General features: G+C 64.4%; 14 protein-coding genes and 1 pseudogene. 10 read left to right on the forward strand and 5 right to left on the reverse strand.

What is annotated here, in order from left to right:
- Positions 1 to 159 precede the first annotated feature (159 nt).
- The 3 genes from F3H10_RS03320 (at position 160) to F3H10_RS03330 (ending at position 4927) form a co-directional block, all read left to right on the forward strand.
- Positions 160 to 1512 carry a DUF7544 domain-containing protein gene (locus F3H10_RS03320; RefSeq protein WP_188127853.1) on the forward strand — a complete coding sequence of 451 codons (1353 nt, stop codon included), beginning with the start codon at positions 160 to 162 and terminating at the stop codon, positions 1510 to 1512.
- 199 nt (positions 1513 to 1711) lie between these two features.
- Complete coding sequence (locus F3H10_RS03325) at positions 1712 to 3964, forward strand: NADP-dependent malic enzyme (protein ID WP_149783416.1); 2253 nt, start codon at positions 1712 to 1714, stop codon at positions 3962 to 3964.
- Positions 3965 to 4042: 78 nt separating this feature from the next.
- Positions 4043 to 4927, forward strand: a complete 885-nt coding sequence (locus F3H10_RS03330; RefSeq protein WP_149783417.1) for a DUF7839 domain-containing protein — start codon at positions 4043 to 4045, stop codon at positions 4925 to 4927.
- 846 nt (positions 4928 to 5773) lie between these two features.
- Here F3H10_RS03330 and F3H10_RS03335 read toward each other — a convergent pair.
- On the reverse strand, positions 5774 to 6907 hold the full coding sequence (locus F3H10_RS03335) for an FG-GAP repeat domain-containing protein (RefSeq protein ID WP_149783418.1): 1134 nt from the start codon (positions 6905 to 6907) through the stop codon (positions 5774 to 5776).
- A 216-nt stretch (positions 6908 to 7123) separates the two neighbouring features.
- On the opposite strand from F3H10_RS03335, the gene F3H10_RS03340 reads away from it, so the two are divergent.
- The 4 genes from F3H10_RS03340 to F3H10_RS03355 all read left to right on the forward strand — a co-directional run bounded on the left by F3H10_RS03340 (position 7124) and on the right by F3H10_RS03355 (position 12259).
- Complete coding sequence (locus F3H10_RS03340; RefSeq protein ID WP_149783419.1) at positions 7124 to 8254, forward strand: glycosyltransferase; 1131 nt, start codon at positions 7124 to 7126, stop codon at positions 8252 to 8254.
- A gap of 244 nt (positions 8255 to 8498) precedes the next feature.
- On the forward strand, positions 8499 to 9446 hold the full coding sequence (locus F3H10_RS03345; RefSeq protein WP_149783420.1) for a DUF1616 domain-containing protein: 948 nt from the start codon (positions 8499 to 8501) through the stop codon (positions 9444 to 9446).
- A 240-nt stretch (positions 9447 to 9686) separates the two neighbouring features.
- Positions 9687 to 10775, forward strand: a complete 1089-nt coding sequence (locus tag F3H10_RS03350; protein WP_149783421.1) for a DUF354 domain-containing protein — start codon at positions 9687 to 9689, stop codon at positions 10773 to 10775.
- 476 nt (positions 10776 to 11251) lie between these two features.
- A complete protein-coding gene (locus F3H10_RS03355; protein WP_223174179.1) occupies positions 11252 to 12259 on the forward strand; it encodes a prenyltransferase/squalene oxidase repeat-containing protein in 1008 nt (335 codons plus the stop codon).
- A 642-nt stretch (positions 12260 to 12901) separates the two neighbouring features.
- Here F3H10_RS03355 and F3H10_RS03360 read toward each other — a convergent pair.
- Both F3H10_RS03360 and F3H10_RS03365 read right to left on the reverse strand, forming a co-directional pair.
- Positions 12902 to 13981, reverse strand: a complete 1080-nt coding sequence (locus F3H10_RS03360; protein ID WP_149783423.1) for a GNAT family N-acetyltransferase — start codon at positions 13979 to 13981, stop codon at positions 12902 to 12904.
- The gene (locus tag F3H10_RS03365) at positions 13974 to 14909 is read right to left on the reverse strand and encodes a polysaccharide deacetylase family protein (RefSeq protein WP_149783424.1); all 936 of its coding nucleotides are present in this window, start codon (positions 14907 to 14909) and stop codon (positions 13974 to 13976) included. The genes F3H10_RS03360 and F3H10_RS03365 overlap by 8 nt, the downstream gene beginning before the upstream one ends.
- Before the next feature lie 196 nt (positions 14910 to 15105).
- On the opposite strand from F3H10_RS03365, the gene F3H10_RS03370 reads away from it, so the two are divergent.
- Both F3H10_RS03370 and F3H10_RS03375 read left to right on the forward strand, forming a co-directional pair.
- A complete protein-coding gene (locus tag F3H10_RS03370; protein WP_149783425.1) occupies positions 15106 to 16995 on the forward strand; it encodes a hypothetical protein in 1890 nt (629 codons plus the stop codon).
- Positions 16992 to 18137 carry a glycosyl hydrolase gene (locus F3H10_RS03375; protein WP_149783426.1) on the forward strand — a complete coding sequence of 382 codons (1146 nt, stop codon included), beginning with the start codon at positions 16992 to 16994 and terminating at the stop codon, positions 18135 to 18137. Before F3H10_RS03370 ends, F3H10_RS03375 begins: the two co-directional genes overlap by 4 nt.
- 43 nt (positions 18138 to 18180) lie before the next feature.
- Here F3H10_RS03375 and F3H10_RS03380 read toward each other — a convergent pair whose 3' ends face one another.
- The gene (locus tag F3H10_RS03380) at positions 18181 to 19764 is read right to left on the reverse strand and encodes a hypothetical protein (protein WP_149783427.1); all 1584 of its coding nucleotides are present in this window, start codon (positions 19762 to 19764) and stop codon (positions 18181 to 18183) included.
- 94 nt (positions 19765 to 19858) lie between these two features.
- Here F3H10_RS03380 and F3H10_RS03385 point away from each other — a divergent pair, with 94 nt between their 5' ends.
- Entirely contained in the window at positions 19859 to 20842 is a 984-nt protein-coding gene (locus F3H10_RS03385; protein ID WP_149783428.1) for a glycosyltransferase family 2 protein, read from the forward strand.
- A 121-nt stretch (positions 20843 to 20963) separates the two neighbouring features.
- Here the strand turns inward: F3H10_RS03385 and F3H10_RS15920 are convergent.
- A pseudogene (locus F3H10_RS15920) lies at positions 20964 to 21747 on the reverse strand (hypothetical protein); the annotation flags it as partial.

The raw sequence follows: 21747 nt of genomic DNA on the forward strand, positions 1-21747 counted from the left end.
GTGGGATCCCGTCGTGGGTGTGGGGCCCCATCGTGGGTGTGGGATCCCGTCGTGGGTGTGGGGCCCCATCGTGGGTGGCGCGTGCGTCGGATCGAGATCGAGTCTCACGTTCGATCGCCGTGAAGATGATATATATGTGAGGCCCGAGAAACGCCGGACATGAGTTGGAGTGCCGTCGACGCCGTGGACGACGCGGTCGAGGCCACCCGTCGGTTCCTGTTCCCGTTCAGCTTCGTTCGCTGGGCGAAGCTCGCCCTCCTCGTCCTCCTGATGGGAGGTGGCGTACAGACGAACGTCTCGGTCCCGTTCTTCCCGAACCCCGAGTTCATAACCGGTCCGGGAACTCCCGGTGGCTCGGACGGGGGAAGCGGGGCGGACGGATCGGGCGGGACGAGTGCTCCGGAAGGTATGAACGGGGAACCGCTCTTCGGACCGAACGGCGTCCAGGGCGAGTTCTCCGGACTCGAGGCGGCCGACGTGAACCTCCTCGTCGCGATCGTCGCGGTCGTGGTCGTGGTCGCGATCGCGATCTCGATCGCGTCGCTCTCGCTGCGATTGGTGTTTTACGACGCGTTACGCACGAACGAGGTCCGCCTCTGGCGGCCGTTCGTCGGTCGTCTTCGGCAGGCGCTCGGGCTGTTCGTCTTCTCGACGCTGGTCAGCCTGACGATGGCGATCCCCGTCGTGGTCGCCGTGTTGGCGGAGGTGACCGTCGGCTGGGGCCCCGCGGACGCGCTCGGGGCGGCGGTCGCCGGGCTTCCGACGTGGGGGACCGGGGTGCTCGTGGCGCTCGCGGTGCTGCTCGCGATCGTCGTCCTCTTCGTGCTCCGGTTCACCTACGAGTTCGTCGTCCCGGTGATGGTCCTCCGTGAGGAGGGCGTCCTCGCGGGCTGGACTCGGTTCTGGCCGACGCTCCGCGGGTCGTGGGTCGAGTTCCTCCTGTATCTCGTCGTCCACTTCTTCCTGGGTGTCGGGATATCCGTGGCCGAGAGCTTCGTCTTCCTCTTCGTCGGCGGCCTCGTCGCGGTGTTCGCCGGCGTCACCGTGTTGATCGCCGGGGGGCTACTGGGAGGGCTCTCCGCGGTGACCGGAACGACCGCCGGGGTCGCGATGCTCGTGGTCGTCGTCGCCGTCTCGTTGATCGCGCTCCTGATCCTCCTGCTTCCGGTCCGCGTCCTCACACGGACGTACCTGATCGCCTACGAAGTCTCGACGCTGGGCGGTATCGATCCGGAACTCGCGCTGCTGGACCCGGCGATCGATCCGAACGGATCGGACGGACCGGGTGGTTCCGGTGGGTCGGGTGGTTCTGGTGGTTCAGGTAGTTCGGGTGGTTCTGGTGGTTCTGGTGAGTCGAGTGGTGTGGGGAACGGTAGCGGGCCGGACGGTTCCGGCGGGTCGAATGGATCCGGTGAATCGAGGGACGCGGACGACTCGGACCTGTGGGGTTCCGCGGACGAGGACCGTGACTCGACCGATCGATCCGGTGACCTCTTCGAGAAGGACCCGTGAGCGGAAACGGAAAGCGGGGCCGGTCGGGAAGTGGGGTCGGTCAGGAAAGCGGGGCCGGTCGGGAAGCGGGACCGGTTGGGAAACGGAGACGGGTCCGAGGATCGAGCGGATCGATCGTGTCGGTGGGTTAGACGAACGTCGAACGTAAGCTTCGACGGGTACGGATAGCTTTTTACTCCGTTCCCGAAAGGGGGTAACCATGGGACTGGACGATGACGCACGCGAGTACCACCGGCAGGAGCCGCCGGGGAAGATAGAGATCTCGACGACGAAGCCCACGAACACCCAGCGAGACCTCTCGCTGGCGTACTCTCCGGGGGTCGCCGCACCGTGTCGGGACATCGCCGCCGACCCGGAGTCGGTCTTCGAGTACACGGCCAAGGGCAACATGGTGGCGGTCGTCTCGAACGGGTCGGCCGTGCTCGGACTCGGCGACATCGGCGCGGCCGCGTCGAAGCCGGTCATGGAGGGGAAAGGCGTCCTGTTCAAGCGGTTCGCCGACATCGACGTCTTCGACATCGAACTGGACATCGAGGAGGTCGACCCGTTCTGTACCGCGGTCTCCGCGATGGAGCCCACCTTCGGCGGGATCAACCTCGAGGACATCAAGGCGCCCGAGTGCTTCGAGATCGAGGAGCGCCTCCGCGAGGAGATGGACGTCCCCGTCTTCCACGACGACCAGCACGGGACCGCGATCATCTCCGGCGCGGCGCTGATGAACGCCACGGACATCGCCGACAAGGACCTCTCCGAACTCGAGATCGTCTTCTCCGGCGCGGGCGCGTCCGCGATCGCGACCGCGCGCTTCTACGTCTCCCTCGGCGCGAAACGCGAGAACATCACGATGTGTGACTCCTCGGGCATCATCACACAGGAGCGGGCCGACGCGGGCGAAGTCAACGAGTACAAACGGGAGTTCGCGAGCGACGGTGAGGGCGGCGACCTCGCGGACGCGATGGAGGGAGCCGACGTGTTCGTCGGGCTCTCGGTCGGCGGGATCGTCTCACAGGAGATGGTCCGTTCGATGGCGTCGGACCCGATCCTCTTCGCGATGGCGAACCCGGACCCGGAGATCACCTACGACGACGCCAAGGCCGCCCGTGACGACACCGTCATCATGGCGACGGGGCGGTCCGACTACCCGAACATGGTGAACAACGTCCTCGGGTTCCCGTTCCTGTTCCGCGGCGCGCTCGACGTGCGCGCGACGGAGATCAACGAGGAGATGAAGCGGGCGGCGGCGGAGGCGCTCGCGGAACTGGCGCGTAAGGACGTTCCGGACGCGGTCGTGAAGGCGTACGGCGACGACCCGCTCCAGTTCGGCCCCGACTACGTCATTCCGAAACCGCTCGATCCCCGCGTGCTCTTCGAGGTCGCGCCCGCGGTCGCGCAGGCGGCCATGGTCTCCGGGTCGGCGCGGACCGAGATCGACCTCGAGCAGTACCGCGAGCGGCTCGAGGCACGTCTCGGGAAGTCCCGCGAGATGATGCGGGTCGTGTTGAACAAGGCGAAAAGCGATCCGAAGCGGATCGCGCTCGCGGAGGGGACCGACGAGAAGATGATCCGGGCGGCCTACCAACTCTCGGAGCAGGGGATCGCCGAGCCGGTGCTGCTCGGCGACTCCGAGGAGATCGCTCGTACGGCGGACGGCCTCGGGCTCTCGTTCCAACCGGAGATCGTGGACCCCGACGAGCGGGACGTCAGCGCGTACGGGGACCGGCTGTACGAACTCCGGAAACGGAAGGGGATCACCCGACGCGAGGCGAACGAGCTCGTTCGGCGGGACACGAACTTCCTCGGGAGCGTCATGGTGAAGGCGGGCGACGCGGACGCGATGTTGACCGGACTCACCCACCACTACCCGTCGGCGTTGCGACCGCCGCTTCAGGTGATCGGCTCGGCGGCCGATACCGATACCGTCGCGGGCGTCTACATGCTGACGTTCAAGAACCGGGTGGTGTTCTGTGCGGACACGACCGTCAACCAGGACCCCGATCGGGAGACGCTCGCGGAGATCACCCGCCACACCGCCGACCTCGCCCGTCGGTTCAACGTCGAGCCGCGCGCGGCCGTCCTCTCGTACTCGAACTTCGGGAGCGTCGACAACGAGGGGACTCGAAAGCCCCGGGAGGCGGTCGAGCTCCTCCATGACGACCCCGAGGTCGACTTCCCGGTCGACGGGGAGATGCAGGCGGACACCGCCGTCGTCGACGAGATACTCAACGGGACCTACGAGTTCTCCGAGCTCGACGAGGCCGCGAACGTGCTCGTGTTCCCGAACCTCGAGGCCGGTAACATCGGGTACAAGCTGCTCCAGCGGCTCGGCGGTGCGGAGGCGATCGGCCCCATGCTGGTCGGGATGGACGAGCCGGTCCACGTCCTCCAGCGCGGCGACGAAGTGAAGGACATCGTCAACCTGGCCGGCGTCGCCGTCGTCGACGCACAGGAGTAAGGGGAGCGATCCTTCCCCGGATCGTCCTGGTCGTCCCGAACACCAAACATACTTGTTTTCAACACCACTATCGTTGCTATGGACGACGAGGGGACCGTCGCCCCACGGGTGCTCGATAACAAGCGCGACGCCAGCAAGTACCGAGTGCTCGTCGAGATCGCGGCTCGTCAGCCGGCGGTGAGTCAGGGCGAGATCGCCGACGTTCTCGGAGTCACCTCACAGGCGGTGAGCGATTACGTTCGCGAACTCGTCGAGCGGGGGTACGTGGAGAAACGCGGGCGAGGGAGATACGAGGTGACGAAGGAGGGCGTCGACTGGCTCATCACGCGGACGGACGCGCTCTCGGAGTTCGTCTCTCGTGTATCCGAGGACGTCCTCGGGAGCGTCGACGTCGACGCCGCGATCGCCGTCGACCCGGTTTCGGAGGGCGATGAGGTTCGACTGGCGATGCGCGACGGCGTCCTTCACGCGATCGCCGGTCGGGGAGGAGAGACTACCGCTGAGAAGAATACGACAGTCGACGGGGATACGACAGTCGACGGGGATACGGCAGTCGAAGGGACATCGGCAACCGGGGTCGTCGTCTCGGGCGGGTCCGCCGGGGAGGCGGTCGGGGTAACCGAGTTCGAGGGCGTCGTCGAGTACGATCCCGGCGTCGTGACCGTGATCCCCGTTCCGGCCGTGACCGAGGGCGAGCCGCCGTCAGTCGAGGCCGTCACGGAGCGTATGAACGGCGGGGAGTTCGTCGCGATAGCCGGTACCGAGGCGTACGCGCTGGCGATGCGGGCCGGGATCCGTCCGGAGATCCGCTTCGGGACGGTCGACGCCGTCCCACAGGCCGCGCTCCGCGGATTGGACGTGTTGCTCCTCGTGTCCACCGACGAACTCTCGCGTCACACGACCCAGCTTCGAGAACGCGGGGTTCGATACGAGGTACACGACCCGTTCGATGACTCCTCCTGAGATCACCGTTCCTTCCTGTCCGGACGTTCGTTTACCTACTCGATTCGAGTACTGACGTCGAGTACTGATCCGCGCAGCCTTCGACGGACCGCCTCGGATCCGATCCGATCCGGTGATCCGAATGCGTTGATGAAGCGATTGAGGGACACACCGTGTTTCCGGTGAAATGGGGGTCGGTGGTCTCTCGTCTCGAGTTCCTTTCTCTCTACTCTGAAGAAACATGGTTTTATTCCAAAGTAATTAAATACTGTAGCTGAGAAAATCTCAGTAAGTCGGATGTAGTCATTAGACGAACACTGTGTAGTCACCCACCGTTCAGCGGAAGGCTCGACCTATTCACGTCGGTGCTGTCGTTGGTAGTGGTGTTTCATCGCCCGTACTGCTAGAAAGTCGAGATCTACTCGATGCCGCTCGATGTCTGCTCGTTTTCTCTCACGATCGACCCGTTTCTGTGGTGCTCGCTGTATCGGTGTGCTCGCGGTGATGGTGTGCCCCCGGTGTCAGTGTACTCACTGTACTTGCGCTCGGCGCTCGGTTCGGGTTTCGTACGGTCCTGCGGTGAGAGTTGCCCCGTCTCGACGGCTATTCCGCGTTCGATGCGAGTCGCGTCCGGACCCGTGGGACCCTCGATCGTTCGTGATCCCAGCGGACTCGTGGTTCCTTCTCCGTTGGATTCGTGCTTTGTTTGTGGATTCGTGCTTTGTTTGTGGATTCGTGCTTTGGCGATCTCCTCTCCGCTGAACTTCGATCCGATCCACACCTCGTTTCCGATGAATCCCCACACCCCACCGATCACCCCATTTCACCGGAAACACGGTGTGTGTCTCCACGACTCCATTACGAGGCTCAGTCTCGGCGGTACCAGACGTCGACGTGACAGTCGGGACCGTACGACTTTCCGGCAATGTCGAGCGAACCGTCGCCGGTGAGGTCGGCCGTCTTCGCCTCGTGAGTCGCGACTCCGCGGTCGATCTCGACGCGGTCGAACCCCTCGTCTCCGTTCCGGTAGACGAACATCCGTGGAATCTCCCCGCCCTCCAGTCCCATTTCGGCGACGAGCAGGTCCGGTCGGCCGTCGCCGTCGAAATCGGCGATCTGGATCGTGTGTGGGTTAGACAGGCCGTCGTCGAGCGTCGTCACGGACCAGTCCGGCGGATCGAACACTCCGACCCGTCCCCGTCGGTCACCGTGGTACGGGAGGTCACCCTCGGTTACGACGATCTCGATGTCGCCGTCACCGTCGAGGTCCGCGACGTCGACCCGCGTCCACTGCCAGTCGTCGCCGAGGCGTTCGCGGTCCCAGTCGTCCCCGGACCCCTTCCGACGAAACACGTTCGGTCCGGCGACGAGTTCGGTGGTCCCATCGCCGTCGAGGTCGATCACGGCGACGCCTTCGACGTTCAGGTCCTCGGCGATCACGTGCCGGTGATCGTCGGGCCAGGGAGAGACGGCGGGGTCTTCGGGAACGTCGTAGTAGCAGACCGTCTCGCTCTGCTGTGAAAGGATGACGACCTCCGGGTCGCCGTCGTCGTCGATGTCGGCGATCGCCGTGTCGTGGTACTTCCGGAACTCGTCGGTGATCAGGTGTTGGGTCCAGGTCTGCCGCGGGTCCGGCGGGATGTCGAACCAGTAGAGGTCGGTCTCGCCGTTCTGTCCGATCACCAGCTCGGGCGTCCCGTCGCCGTCGATGTCGCCGAGCGATCCGCCGACCGAGAGATCGGGAATCCGTGCGACCTCGTGGCGCTCCCAACCCGGATTCTCGTACCAGAACACGTTGGACTCCAGCCGCTTGAGCGCGGTCCCGACGACCGGCAGGTACCTGAGTATGACCCGTTTCCCGAGTACGTTCACCTCCTTCTTCGCGCCCATTCCGCCGACGATCACGTCAGGTCGCCCGTTTCCGGTGAGATCGGACGTGAGACAGAACGAGAGCCGACCGCAGGGAGGGTCATCATCGATGCGTTCGTGTTGGAACTCCATACCGGCGTTTCGGGACGTTCGGTTAAGGGTAGGCTGGCGTTAAACGAAACCGGCCCGCTCGATCCGTTCCGTCCATCGTCCGGCCTGCCGTCGAGTCCGGGATCAGTACGCGACTCCCGGTGTAAAACGGCGATGCCGACGTTCAAAACCCCATAACAATATCCGTGGTCGGTCTCCTCGCCTGTATGACCTTCGAGAGCACGGCCGGACGGTGGCATGACTGATCCCGACGACGACCGGATCACGGTGTTGATGTGCCCGGATTACAGGGAATCGAACCCGTATCAGTCCGAGCTGATCGCGGCGTTAGAGGCCCGCGGCGTCGACGTCGGGGCAACGGATGCAGGCTGGGCGTTTCCGCTCCTCGCGGGCGTCCGTCGTCACGGGGTGCCGGACGTCCTCCATCTCCACTGGCTCCACCGTTTCGTCATCACGGAACGCCGGTTTGCCGCCGTGTTCACCGTGCTGCTCGGCGTGAGGCTCGTCTTCGAACTCGTGCTGTTGCGGGCGCTCGGGGTCCGGATCGTCTGGACCGTTCACAACCTCCTGGACCACGAGCGGGTCACCCCGCGCAGCGAACTCGCGGTCAGACACGCAGTCGCGCGCCTCGTGGATAGGATCGTCGTTCACTGCGAGGAGGCGGTCGAATCGGTCGAAGAGACGTACCGGCTTCCCGAACGTGTCGTGGATCGTGTCCGTGTCGTTCCCCACGGCAACTTCCTGGGCGTCTACGAGAACGACGTATCGCAGTCGACGGCCCGCGAGCGACTCGAACTTCCACCCGACGTGCCCGTCATGGCCTTCTTCGGACTGATCCGACCCTACAAGAACGTCCCAGAACTGATCGAGACGTTCGAGCGCGTTCCCGGGGACGCGCGGCTCCTCGTCGTCGGGAACCCGTGGAACGAGGACGTGGCGAGTCGCGTGCGCGCGGCCAGCACCGGTGATGACCGGGTACACACGGTCCTCGAGTACGTCCCCGAGGACGAGATTCAGGTGTACATGTACGCTGCGGACGCGGTGGTGCTCCCCTTCGACTCGGTGCTCACCTCCGGCAGCGCGGTGCTGGCGATGACGTTCGGCCGCGCCGTCGTGGCGCCGTTGATGGGGTGTCTCCCCGGACTGATCGGATCCGAGGGTGGATATCTGTACGACCCCGGAGACTCCGCAGGGCTCCGGACTGCGCTTCGACGGGCGGTGGACGATCGCGAGAAGTTACGAGGGATGGGACGGCGAAACCGCGAAACCGTTCAAGCGTTCGACTGGGATCGGGTCGCAGAACGGACGCGGAACGTGTACACGCTCGATGTAGGGGGAGCAGGTCACCGGTCGGCGGATAGCGGATGACGGAACACCGTCGGATCGTGTCAGCCCGGAAGGGGTACCGTCACGCGACGGACCGAGATCCGGGTGAAGGTACCGCTTAACGAAGCCCACGGTCGACCTATCGTGGCTACGAAAGAGCCGTGTGTCCGGCCTCAGATCCCGCATCGAAGTCGAATCGGCATCGGCATCGATCCCTCGACGGTCCGCTCGACCGAGGGATCTCTCGAACGAGCGTGTAGGCGGGACGGCACAACAGACCTCACAGATGATCGAAATCCCATCCAAACGAACACTCTCGTGGGACGTTATCGCGGTCCTCGGATACGCCGCGGCGGTCGTCCCGCTCCAGTGGATCGTACTTCCCTCACCGATCCGGATCGTTCTCCTGACGCCGATGTTGCTGTTCCTGCCCGGATTCACCCTCAGCACGGTGCTGTTCCCGGGACGACCCGCCGAAGACGGGTCGATCGTGAAAACCGAGGTCTCCCGGCTCGGTCTCATCGAACGTGTCGCACTCTCCGTGGGACTGAGCGCCGGACTACTTCCGCTTCTCGCGTTCGGTTTCGACCTCGTTCTCGGCCGGGTCGCCGGCCCGATCGTCGTCGTCACCGCCGTCTTCTCGGCCGTTATGGCGCTCCTCGGAGGAGTCCGGCGGTCGCGGTTGCTCGAGCGTGACCGCTTCGAGATCCCGATCGTACGATGGTTCGACGGGATGGCGATGGCGGTGGAAGACGATTCGACGAGGACCGCCGTGGTCAACGTCGTGCTCGCTGGAAGCGTGGTGCTGGCCGTCGGGGCCGTCGGTATCGGCTTTGCCGTCCCGCAGAACGGTGCGACGTTCACCGACTTCGCCGTCGGGACCGAGGAGGGGGGCGAGTTCGTCACTGATGGCTATCCCGAGGGCCTCGCGGTGGGCGAGAGCACCGAGACGGCCGTGCTCATCGAGAACAACGAGGGCGAATCCACGGAGTACCACGTCGTCGCCCGCTTCGAGCGGGTTCAGGACGGTACTGTAACGGATATTCAGGACGCGGATGGGTTCTCAGTGGCCGTGGAGTCCGGCGAGACCGTCGTCGAGAGTTACGGCGTGACCCGATCGATGACGGGTGACGACGTCCGGTTGCGATTCCTCCTGTACCGCGACGAACCGCCGACCGAACCGCAGCCTGAAACCGCCTACCGGACGGTTCACGTCTGGGTTGACGGCGAATAGCCGAACGACTGGACGCTCCGAGCGGTCTCGGCCGCATCCGTGAGGCCGTCCATAACGAAGTGTGTATGGGCAGTCAAATCGAGTACTGTCGCAGGGTCGGGACACGCCTGCGGTATATTAGACGAGACATATCATGTACAGAAAACGTTCTCGAGACCCGAAGCGTCGATCCGAATCGAACCCGGCCAACGGCGTCCTCGCCATCGGTGCGAACGGAAGAGGGACTCGGTGGGATCCGAGATGACCGAGGTCACGGCGTGGCTCGATCTGATCAGCCCGTCGCATCCGTTCTTCTTTGCGGGGTTACTGGACGACATGGAGGACGTCACGCTTCGAACGACCGTCCGACGGAAGACCGAGACCGTCGACCTGGCTCGTGAGGCGGGATTCGACTTCCAGACGATGGGACGCGACTTCGAGAACGTCGCCTTGCGGACGGCGGCGGTTCCGCTTCGAACGATCCAGGCTTCCGTACAGGCACCGACGGCAGACGTGTCGTTGTCGGCTCGAAACGCGATGTGCGTGCTGGCGTCGCGAGCGCGGCGACTCCCGTCGATCCACTTCACCGATAACGACATCACGGCATACATTGACGCACCGCTCGTCGAGCGGGCGTTCTGTCGCTTCAGGTCGACCGCCACCCACCACGTCGTGCCGTCGGCGTTTCGGACCTCGGAGCTGACGCGGTGGGGTGCGGACCCGGAACGGATCCACACGTACGACGGCTACAAAGAGGACGTTTACGTCGCGAGCTTCGAGCCCGACGAGACGTTTCCCGAGAGGCTGCCGTTCGATACCTTCGTGGTGCTCCGTCCCGAGGCGCTGGGTGCGGCATACGTCGACGAAGGGCAATCGCTCGTCCCCCACCTGCTGGAGGCGCTCGATGCGACGGGAACGAACGTCGTTTACCTCCCGCGCAGACAGGGGGATCGTGCGTACGCGGATCCCTACCCGGAAGACCGCGTGTACGTCCCCGACGGTGCGCTCGATGGCCTACAGCTCGCCTGGCACTCGGACGGGGTCCTGACCGGATCGGGAACGATGGCCCGAGAGGCGGCCTGTATGGGGAAGCCGGCCGTCTCTTTCTTTCCCGGGCCGCTGCTGTCGGTCGACCGATCGATGGTCGAGGAGGGGATGATCGTTCACTCCCGTGATCCCGACGAGATGGTCTCGTATCTGGAGTCCGTCGGTACCACGGACCGGACGCCGGATCGGAGCCGGTGCTTCGAGGTCCGAGAGGAGGCGTCCTCGCTCGTACGCGCGTTGATCGAGAACCCTGAGAACCCGGCGCTCGGCTCGTATCCGAGCCGGTCGAACGACTGGGCCTGAAGCCGGACCGAGCGAACGCTCCGTAGGACCCGATCGAGGCCCGACGTGACGTGATGGAAACGGCCCCATAACTTTCCGAAACCGATCCGAGGGTGGACAGGATGGATCAGGACGCCCGAACCACGGATGACGACACCCTTCGATCGAGAACGCGGTCGGCGGTCGGGACCGACGCTGCCGACGGAGCGACCGCGCCGGAATGGGAACCTCCAGTGGCGACGGACCGGAGACGACCGAACCCCGATCTCCCCGAAGAAGCGGATCGGGAGTCCGATGACGACGCCGGCGTCCGAGGAGGACCGGTCGTCGCGGGATACGACGTCTCGGCCGTCCGTCGAACCGCTCTCGCTTGGGCTCGCGAGCGTGACTACGCCGGGTATGACCCGTACGACGGACTGAACAGTCCGGTTCTTTCAGCCGTCTCCCGGCACTGGCTCCTCCGGTTGTTGTCGATCCACGGCGTTCAGAAGTTTCCGATGAACCTCAGACCGTACCTCGGCATCCCCGAGCAACGGAACCCGAAGGGGATCGGTCTGTTCGCCAGTGCGTACCTGAACGAGTACGAACGAGCGGACGAGGACGAACGGGCGGACGGGGACGCCGCGCTCCGAGAGGCGGAACGGCTGCTGGAGTGGCTCGCGGACAACAGGTCGCCGGCATTCGACCGTTCGTCGTGGGGATACAACTTCGACTGGCAGAACTCGACGAAGTTCTACCTCCCGGCGACCCACCCCTGCGGGGTCGTCACCGTGTTCTGTGCCCGACCGTTCCTCCGGCACTACGACCTGACGGGCTTCGATCGGTCGCTCGAGGTGGCTCGAGACGCAGCCACGTTTCTCCTCGAAGACATCGGGACGGAGTTCGTCAACGGTTACGAGGTGCTCACGTACACGCCGTACGACTCGTACGTGGCGATCAACGCGAACGCTCTCGCGGCTGACCTCCTCTGGCGAGTGGGTCGGCGACTCGATGAGGAGCGGTTTCTCGACCGCGCGCGGGAGTTGTTCGCGTTCGTCGTCGACGCCCAGACCGAGGTTGGCGGGTGGCACTATTCGGTCCCGGCCTCGGACTCGCATCTCGGGTACGACAACTTCCACACCGGGTTCGTCCTCGAGAGCCTTAGCCGGTACGCTCGGGAGAAGGACGCCGACCACCCCGCCCGAGAGGCGTACGAGTGCGGAATGGAGTTCCACCGGGAGAACCACTTCGAGACGGACGGTGCGCCGAAGTTCGAGGACGACCAGTCACGTCCCTACGACGTCCATGCCGCCGCGCAGGCGCTCATCACGTTTACTCGGCGAGACGACCCGGACGATGCCGCGCTCGCCAGTACGGTCCTCGCGTGGACGCTGGACCGGCTGTACGACTCCGAGGGGTACTTCTACCGTCGAATCGGGCGGATGAGAACCGACGAGACGCCCTACATCCGCTGGAGTCAGGGCTGGATGTGTCTGGCGCTGTCGGAGTATCTGGGCGGTCGCTGAGACGTCTCTCCACCATCACTGAGGGACGTCTCGATCGAGAGACGTTCGACTGAGAGACATCTCGACTGAGGGGCGTTTCGGCAGTAACCGGCCCAACGGAGCACGCCTCAGTTGTCGAAACGAGCGTCCGATTCCGTCTATACGATAGATCAGCTCCGATGAAGCGGTATTATTGGGGACCTTCTCCTCGGAATATACCGGTCACTGAAAAGTGCTTGTAGTACGGTTGTTTCGATGGGGATCGGGCTGATTGGAATGGGATCGTTGCTGGGGCGGTGAACTCGATTGGGAAGAATACCGCCAAAGCCCCAGTCGCGAGGATTCGTGCGACTCGCTGTGCTCCTCAGTCGCTCACTCCGTTCGCTCCTTTCGGTGCTTGCTTCGTCGGACTTCGCCCTCGCGACTGCCCCTTTGAGTCCCCCCTGAACCACACCACAACCGCACCTCACGCCTCCCCAGCCTCGCGGCTCGCGGTTTCACCGCTCGCCGCGTCCCTCGCGGACTCCTCGTGGCCGCGTCCACGCGGCCACTCGGAGGCGCGCCACCGCACCGCGGATCGCTTGTTCCTTCGTCTGTACTGACCGCAACCGAGCCAAAACCCACCAGATGCCGTACGTTTCAACGGAATCGAGACGTGATCTATTAACTCGTGTCCTCCTCAACGAACGTCAACAGCCAGTTGTCCGCGTTCGTGATGTCCACGCCCTTCGGTGTCCATCTGTCCGTGAGCGTTCGCACGACGTGCGTCGTTTGAGACGTAAGGTACGGGAGCGGAGGGGTGGTGTCCGCGTGGAACCCGAACTTCCTCAGCACCGAATAGGGGATCCCCTGGGGGGGTGCGACGAACAGATCGGTCTCGGAGTGATCCCGCAGGATCCGGTCGAGTAAGGTCACGAGAACGGGCTCCGGAGCCGTCTCTAACGGGACGACGTCGGTCAGCTTCGTCGTCGTCGAGTCGGAACCGACGGAGGTCCCAGCGACGATTGCCGCTACAGGACCGGCGTTCCCGTCGGCGAGGTAGGTCTCGTACTCCCAGTCCGGGTTCTCGAAGCGCCACCGGTAGAACCGTTCGTCGCGAGCCGCGTGGATCCCCTCGGGAACCGCGGTCCGATATATGGCCGCGAGTTCTCCGGCGGGGGGTTCCGATTCCGTTCGAACCGTAACGCCCCGTTCTCCCGCCGTAGTGAGGTCTCGAATGCCATAGTACGCGCTTACGATCGGCGTGGCGAGTCCGCTCATGAGCCGAATCGCGCTTCGGTCGGACCGTGCGTCCGCTATGCTCGCCGGGTCCTCGATCCGATAGTAGGACGAGCGCTTCGAGACGACCCGACTCCCGTGTTTGATGTGTGCCGGTCCCGATAGATCGTTGGGAAAACTGAAATAGAACGGGTACTCTCCGGAGTATCGCTCGATCATCCGTTCCATCATGCGTGAAAACAGTCCCCGTCGTCGATGGTCCGGATGGACCATCGCATCGCCGGGTTGAAACGCCACCGTTCGCTCTCCACCGAGCCGTATCGGCAGTGCGAACAGTGGCCTTGCTCCGACGATCGTCCCCTCGTCGAGGGTAACGATCATCGGCACGTGATCGACGTACGGATTCCCTTCGTACTTCCAGTCAAACCAGTCCCCGCTCTTCTCGTCTCCCATAACGGTCTGGTACAGGGAGAGGAACCCGCTCCTGTCGCTCTGCTGGTACTCACGGACCTCGTACTCACTCATTGGTTCTCACCCGGTTTGCGACCCGAGACATCGGCATCACGTCGATGTCGTACCGGTCGCGGTACTCGGCGATCATCGAAACGATCCGTTCCAGTCGTCTCCGATCCTGCTCGGTCGTGACGTTGTTCGGATGGAGCCAGAGGTGGAACACCCCCCGATCCTCCTCTTTCAGCCGTTCGAGACCGAGTTCGACCTGTCTGGCGACGGGGTCGCCGGCGACGGTTTCGAGGGCCTTCCTCACGAACCCCTCGAAGGTGAACAGATACATCGACGCCGGGACGTTTACCAGGCCGTAGTCGTCGACTCTCGGGTCAACGATCGGCGGGCTCGACGCGCCGAGCGCGTAGGTGGCGAGTTTTCCGAGGGGTCTGATCGGTGCCGTGTCGTACCACCGATCGGGTGAACGACCTCTGTAGCACGAAAATCCGTACTCGGCCAGCAGACCGCGGTGTCCTACCTTGTTTCTCGGAAAGACGAACGACTCGAGATCGATACCGTACTCCTCGGCGACCTCGACGCTCCGCTCGAGCTCTGCTCGGGCGACCTCCTCCGAAACCCGTTTGCTACCGAACTCGACGTGAGAAAACGAGTGTGACCCGATGTCGTGATCGGCTTTACTGTCACGGATGGCGTCGATCAGATCCCGCCCGAACCACACGGAATCGGGTGCGAGTTCGCCGCCCGGATCGCGCGAGTACCAGTCTTCGCCGACGGGCGAGTCGGAGTGAACCCCGTCACAACTGTCGAGAAACAGGTGTCCGACGACTGCCCAGGTTGCCGGAAGACCGTACTCGTCGAACAGTTCGAGGAGATATACCCACGACTCCCGCGCGTGCTCGACTCGTTCCGTCGGGATCTCGGCGTGGTCGTGAAACCCCCAGATCAGTTCCGCATCCAGCGAGAGAACGACCGTTCTGTCCGGGAACATGGGCTATACCTACGACCGTCGGTAATCTATTTACTATATAGACGATAACACGGACGGTTTCGGTCCTCGATGGTTCGACGTCCGGCGGCGGCAAAGGATCCGATACGCGTCGAATCGAGACGAGTTCGCCTTCCGAGCCGCATCGATGCGATTAGGACGCTGATAACAATCGTCGTTGAACCCCGTGGTGTGCTTGATGAGTCTACATACGGGGCCGGATCGTGGCGGTTCGAACGAGGAATGGCGGAAGCTGCTCCTCGCCGTCGGGTTCGTCGCCGTGGCCGTCGGCACGGTCGTCGCGTGGCGGTCGCCGGCGACGGGATATGAGGTGTCCATCTATGCCGGCACGCCACTGCCGTTCTGGGTCGGCGTGTCGATCGGCTTTCTCTCCGCGGCGGTCGTCACGCTGGCGTCGTGTCGCGACGGGGTCGCCGGGATAGCGGTAGGACTTGGAACGTTGACGACCGTCGCGATCGGCTCTCTCCCCGTCGTTCGCAGTTACCGGTTCTACGGGCGCGCCGATTCGATGACCCACCTCGGCTGGGCTGCCGAACTGATGGCGGGACGGATGCGGTTCACCGAGGTGTTCTATCCGGGCGGACACAGCACGACCGCGCTGCTGACCGATACGATGGGAGTTCCGATCGAACGCGGAATGCTGCTCTTTGCGGCGCTGTACTTCGTGCTCCACGTAGTGTTCGTTCCGCTCGTTGCGATGGCACTCTTCGAGGACCGTCGTCTGACGGTCATCGCGGCGTTTTCCGCGTTTATGGTGTTACCGGTGAACCAGATCAGCAGCGGGCTCTACTTCCACTCCTACTCGATGGCGATGCTGTTCTTCCCGGTGTTCCTCTACGCGCTGGTGAAACACCTCACGAGCAGGCCGGATACGGGATCGATCCTGGGACGCATCGGCGTGTGGAACGTCGTGCTCGCGGTCCTCGGAACCGTCCTGATCCTCATCCATCCGCAACTGGCGTTAAACGTCGTCATCCTCCTCGGAACTCTCGTGGCGTTACACCTGGCCCTCCGGAATCGCTACGATCTGTTCATCTCGGATCTCCGTCCGGTCTACGGCGTGTTCGTTCTCCTCGCCGTCTGTTGGGGGGCGTGGGTGCTCCAGTTCGGCCAGGTGTTCAACGTCGGTGAACGGGTTCTCTTGGCGACGTACGATACGATCTTCGGCGCGGCACAGGCGGGTGGGGGGAACGTCGGAACGCAGGTCGATTCGGCGCGGTCGGTCGAGGCGACTCTCCTGGAGCTGTTCGCGAAGCTCTTTCTCGTACCGGCGGTGTACTCGCTGCTCGGGCTCCTCGCGGTCGTGGTGTCGCTCCGGAGTCCCCTGGTCGGTACCGATCGAAGCGACCGGTCCGTGGAGGGAGAACGAGCGGGTCGGTCCGTCGTCACCTACTTGGGGTCCGCGGGCCTCGTTCTCGGTCCGTTCTTCCTGGCGCATTTCATGGGCCCGATATCGCACCTCTTTTTCAGACACTACGGGTTCGCGATGGTGTTCGTCGCCGTTCTCGGCGCCGTCATGATCCATCGGCTCGGGGCGCTGATTCCGACGGGACGGTGGTTGACCGCGGCCAAGCCGTTCGTGCTCGGCCTCCTGGCCGTCGCACTGGTGTTGTCGCTTTTGACGCTGTTCGCCTCGCCGTACATGTATAACGCCTCACACCACGTGAGCGACCAGCACATGAGCGGCTACGAGACGGCGATCGAGAACCGCGCTGAGGACGTCCAGTGGAGTGGAATCCGGCGAGGTCCGGGCCGGGAGTTCGACGCCTTAGTGCCGGGAGTCGGAATGTACAGCCGCCCCGCGGTTAGTACGGGCGTGTCCACGAACGGCGACGACGAACTCCGGTTGCTGCTCGGGGGAGCGGCGGACGAGCCTCGGTATCTGGCGGTGACGAAGACCGATATCGACCGGGAGGTGATCGCGTACCGCGAGATCCGCTACTCGGCGGCGACGCTCGAGTCGGTCGGCGGCCAAGCCGGAGTCCATCACGTCCACGACAACGGCGAGTTCGATCTCTACTACGTCACGCCGCGAAACGGCGAAACGGTGGACGGCGAGACCGAATGACCGGACTGAAGCTCGGAGGAGTCGCGGACGGGATCGTCCACGCGACGCGCGGGTTGTCGACCGGCACTTGGAGTCGGGCCCGCGGGTTCGAGCGGCACGGGTCGCTCCCGGCGTCGGATGTCGTCGCGCGGCTCTCCGACGCGCCCGCCGTCGGGCCGGTGCTCGACCGTGTCATCGGGTCGATCACGACGACGAACCTCTGGCCGATCGGGGACGACCGGCTACTGGCGACCGTCGGAAACGAGGTGTTCCGGTCGACCGACCGGGGGCGGTCGTGGCGGCTGGTCCATCGGCTTCCCGAGTCGTCCGGTCCGATGGGTGTGCTCCCGACCGCCGTCTGTCGTCACGACGGGCGGGTCTACCTCGCCGAATACCCGCTTGACGGCGAGGCGGCGAAGGTGCTGGTCAGCGAGGACGGGCGGCGCTGGTCGACGTTCGTGCGTCGGTCCGACGTGAGACACTTCCACGGGGTGTTTCACGACCCCTACTCCGACTCGCTCTGGGGGACCACGGGGGATACCGACGACGAGAGCGCGATCGGGCGGTTCGTGGACGGCGAGTTTCGAGCGGTCGGCACGGGCAGCCAGACCTGGCGGGCCGTCGAACTGGCGTTCACGCCGGACTCGATACTGTGGGGGATGGACTGTGCGTACGCCCCGCGGATCGAGGTCCTCCGTCTCCCGCGAGACGAGATCCCACCCGCCGACGAGACGCCAGCGAACCCGCCCGTTCCGGAGGTCGTCGGGACCGTCGACGCGCCGGTGTTTTACGCGAAGACGGTTCGGGGGGACGGGACGACCTGGGTCGTGATCTCGACCGCGTCGACGACCGGACCCGACAGTACCGGACCCGAAACGGCCGGAACCGGGGGACAGCCCGTCAGAGTCGTCGCTGCCTCCCGGCGGTCCGGATACGAGCGGTGGTACCAACTGGTCGCCGTCGACCGGGCGGTCACGCTCGGCCGGGTTACACCGCGGATCCCGACCGCGAACGCCTACGCGTTCCTCGGGACGACCCCGGACGGAACGCTCCTGATCAACCCGTATAACACCAGGCGGAACGACGGGGACGTACTCGCTCGTCGTCCGGAGTCGTTCACGGAGGCACCTCGGTCGTCGACGGGCGCCGGCGACGTGGCGTAACGGGCTCGATGAGACGATAGGTGAAGGGGGAAGTCCCCCGGCGTTACTCGACGGTCGTGTCGTCACAGGACTCGTTGACGCTAATGTTCCGGGTATCGCCGTCGGAGTCGATCATGCTGATGGCGAATCCGTTGACGTTGATGTTCGAGTCCTCGACGACCACGTCCGAACAGCCGTTGACGGTGATCCCGTGGAAGTTGCCGTTCGGCGCCTGAATACAGCAGTTCGAGACGCTGGACCCGTCGCGCCCGTCCATGATGGCACAGACGGACCCTCTCGCCTGTCTGTCGGCGGTGATCGTCACGTCCAGGTCCTTCAGTTTGACTCCCGGCGGACCCTCGACTCCGTCGTTCGTGGACTGGATCCAGAACGTCTGTGCCCGGGTGTCGTTTCGGATCCGGCAGTTCTCCACCGTGAACCCGCCCGGATTACTCGCACCCGTGTTCGTACAGCGGATTATTCCCCACAGTGCCCCCGCGTTCTCCGTCGCCACCGACACGTCCTTGTACTCGATGTCACAGTCGCGGATCACCAGCCCGGAGTGTCCTTCGTAACTGTCGACGAGGATCCCCATGGCCTCGTGTGGCTCCGTTCCGGCGGTCCGGTTGAGCTTCGAGTGGTCCTGTTCGATGTGGACCCCCTCGATGAGCGACGTCTTCGTCGGATGACCCCCGCCCTGGAACCGGAGGGTGGACACGTCACAATTCAGGAAGTAGCCGCCCTTGACGGTCACGACGCCCGGATTGTTCATCGAGCGCACGGCGTTGTGGCCGCACTGCTCGAAGTGAACGTCCTCGAGACGGAGTTCGCCGACGTGGTTCGGAGTGTGACGCATGAACGTCGATCCGGGCGTCGTTCCGGTGTCCGCCGCGTGACCGCCCATGTACGACCCCTGTCGCCCCATCGTGACCCGACGCACGACGTTCACGCCATCCGTCGTCGCGCCGTTCCGCGAGGAGACATTCATGCGAAGCAGTGACCCCTTTGATTGGATCTGTGCCGGAATGAACCCGAGCCACTCCAGGTCTTCCGCGATCCCGTTGTCGTTCGTGTCCAGACGGATCGAGACCGACGTCTCGAGGTCGTCGGACAGTTGGATGGAGAAGTTGGCGAGGAGGACGTCTTCCCCTCCGGCCTGGTTGACGAACCAGAACCCGTCCTCCCGTTCGCCGGCGGTGGGGAAATGAAACTGGACGTCCCGCTGTGACTCGCCCAGCCCGACCAGACCGAGTCGAGAGGTGCTGCGAGCCGGCTTCGTGGGCGGCTCCTCGGTGACGGTGTAGTCCCCGGGAGGGAACTCGATACGCGTCCCGGTCTCGATGGCGTCGTCGAGGGCGTCGTCGATGGGCTCCTCACCGGTCGGGTCCATGCCGAGGTCATCGACCGCGTTCACGACGCGATCGAACTCGATACCGTACCCCTCGGCATCGAAGCCCGCGACCTCGTCGTCAGCCGCTGGGGCCCCTCCTCCGTCGTCGTCAACCGGGTCTTCTCCTCCGTCACCGTCCCTCTCATCGATCGAAGAGCTCCCGTCTCCGTCGTCGGTGTCGTCGGCGCTGTTACACCCGCTCAACGAGACGATGCCGGCTGTGAGTGTTCCGAGGGCCTTCCTGCGACTCAACCTCATTTCCGATCGATTCTACGGTTACGTATATTGTTAGCTGCTGTTTTCTCCGTTAGCCGAGAACTAACTAAGAATTTGACCGGTCACGTCCCGTACCGTGACGAAGAGTGACGGAAGACTCGGTGACGACTCGCCCCTCGTTAGTGTCGTCGTTCCAACATATGGCCGCCCGGAGTACCTGAAACGAGCGATTCGAAGCGTGTCCGACCAGACGTATCCCGCCATCGAGCTCCTCGTGATCGACGATCGGTCGCCCGAGCCCGCAGCCGAGACGCTGGAGGAGGTGAACACGGACTCGATACGGAGCGTTCGGTGCGTCCGTCACGACGAAAACCGCGGCGCGAACGCGGCTCGTAACACCGGAATCCGCCTGGCGGACGGTGAGTTCATCGCGTTTCTCGACGACGACGACAGCTGGCTCCCGGAGAAGACCGAGCGACAGGTCAGTCGTTTTCGGGAGGGCCCGAACGACTTGGGGGTCGTCACGGTCGGTAGCCGGATCGTCGACGAGGACGGCAACCAACTCGGGCAGAAACGGTCCTCCGTCGAGGGCAACGCCGTTCGATCGCTTCTGTACGGCGGCATGGTCGGATCGTTCTCGCGAGTGATGGTCCGGGCGGACGCGATCTCCGAGGCGGGGCTCCTCGACGAGTCGTTTCCGAGTTGGCAGGACCGCGAATGGTACCTCCGGCTCGCGAAACACGGTACGTTCGCCTCCGAACGGTCGATCCTCGTGGAGCGACGGATCGACTCGAACGGTCGTATCAGCGACGACTTCGAACGGAAACGGGACGTCTCGTATCCACGGTTCCTCGAGAAGCATCGAGCGTTTGCCGCCCAGCAGGGCCCGCTCGCCGAGCGGAAGTTCGTCGCCGGTCTCTCGCGGGCGCTGGGGTTCTCCGGGCTCTCGAACGGCTACTACCGGGACGCGATCAAGTACCTGCTGATCGCCGTAAAGAACTACCCGCTCGATCCGAAGGCGTACCTGTACCTGTGTCTGGCCCTCGGCGGTCCGATCACGTTCAAGCCGGCGAGTCGGCTCAAGCGGAAGCTAAGCGCCATGACGTCCGACGCCCCCTAACGGGCAGCGAACGGTCGAAGGGAGCCCGTCAGGTTCGCGCCGCGATCCTCGCTGGCGACCCGGTCCGGATCGCCGGTCGGTCCGTTAGCGTGACTGACCGGTCCGGTGTGGAGGCTGGTCGCTACTCGTTGAACTCCAGGTCGGCGGTTCCTTGGATCCGCATCATCGTCAAGTTCCCGCTAAACCGGTACCCGTCGACGTCGTCGGTGACGGATCCGACGACCATTCCGCCGCTGATCGTGTCGTCGGCCTCGGTCGATCCGAGGTCGGGCGACTTGTAGAGGCTCCCGGAGACGGAGAACTGGTAGGACGTCTCGCTCTCGACGCCGTCGACGGTCAGCCAGTTGTCGAGCACCGGGTCCTCGCCGGTTCCGAGGAGGAAGGCGTCGACCTGCGTGCCGTCCACGTAGACGGCGGCATCGCCCTCCAGCGCGAACTCGGTGACCGATCCGTCGAACAGGAACCTGACGGCCTCCGATGAGACCTCACCGGCGGCGCTCGCTCCGGAGACCGTGTCCACGCAGACGTCTCCACACGCCGGGTCCGCAACGAGTTCTCCGTCGACCGTGAACTCGTACTCCGACGCCGTTCCGGTGCCGACGACCCGAAGGTCGTGTTCGAACTCTCGGTCGACGACCTCGTCGCGGCCGATCGGCTCTCCGTCGCGCTCGAACAGCACGTCCGAGCCGGCCGTGAAGCTCCGGACGTATCCGGCGTAATCAAACGCGTCGACGCCGGATCGAATGGTTCCCGCGACCCGAACGGTCCCGTCGTTCAGCGACTCGATCGTGTTGACCGAGCCGTACTCGCTCAGTTCCGTGTTCTCGCGTGCCTCGCCGTCGACGATGAACTCGTAGTCGGTCCACGTGCTCGAGTCCACGCCGTCGATGACGAACGAGTGCCAG

This window comes from Halorubrum aquaticum (assembly GCF_900113615.1).
Classification (GTDB): Archaea; Halobacteriota; Halobacteria; order Halobacteriales; family Haloferacaceae; genus Halorubrum; species Halorubrum aquaticum.

What these genes read in the sequence shown, in the direction of transcription:
- F3H10_RS03335 (WP_149783418.1), bottom strand. Translation starts at nt 6,907, where the DNA reads ATGGAGTTCCAACACGAACGCATCGATGATGACCCTCCCTGCGGTCGG.
- F3H10_RS03375 (WP_149783426.1), top strand. Translation starts at nt 16,992, where the DNA reads ATGACCGGACTGAAGCTCGGAGGAGTCGCGGACGGGATCGTCCACGCG.
- F3H10_RS03345 (WP_149783420.1), top strand. Translation starts at nt 8,499, where the DNA reads ATGATCGAAATCCCATCCAAACGAACACTCTCGTGGGACGTTATCGCG.
- F3H10_RS03325 (WP_149783416.1), top strand. Translation starts at nt 1,712, where the DNA reads ATGGGACTGGACGATGACGCACGCGAGTACCACCGGCAGGAGCCGCCG.
- F3H10_RS03370 (WP_149783425.1), top strand. Translation starts at nt 15,106, where the DNA reads ATGAGTCTACATACGGGGCCGGATCGTGGCGGTTCGAACGAGGAATGG.
- F3H10_RS03380 (WP_149783427.1), bottom strand. Translation starts at nt 19,764, where the DNA reads ATGAGGTTGAGTCGCAGGAAGGCCCTCGGAACACTCACAGCCGGCATC.
- F3H10_RS03365 (WP_149783424.1), bottom strand. Translation starts at nt 14,909, where the DNA reads ATGTTCCCGGACAGAACGGTCGTTCTCTCGCTGGATGCGGAACTGATC.
- F3H10_RS03360 (WP_149783423.1), bottom strand. Translation starts at nt 13,981, where the DNA reads ATGAGTGAGTACGAGGTCCGTGAGTACCAGCAGAGCGACAGGAGCGGG.
- F3H10_RS03350 (WP_149783421.1), top strand. Translation starts at nt 9,687, where the DNA reads ATGACCGAGGTCACGGCGTGGCTCGATCTGATCAGCCCGTCGCATCCG.
- F3H10_RS03320 (WP_188127853.1), top strand. Translation starts at nt 160, where the DNA reads ATGAGTTGGAGTGCCGTCGACGCCGTGGACGACGCGGTCGAGGCCACC.
- F3H10_RS03330 (WP_149783417.1), top strand. Translation starts at nt 4,043, where the DNA reads ATGGACGACGAGGGGACCGTCGCCCCACGGGTGCTCGATAACAAGCGC.
- F3H10_RS03340 (WP_149783419.1), top strand. Translation starts at nt 7,124, where the DNA reads ATGACTGATCCCGACGACGACCGGATCACGGTGTTGATGTGCCCGGAT.
- F3H10_RS03355 (WP_223174179.1), top strand. Translation starts at nt 11,252, where the DNA reads ATGAACCTCAGACCGTACCTCGGCATCCCCGAGCAACGGAACCCGAAG.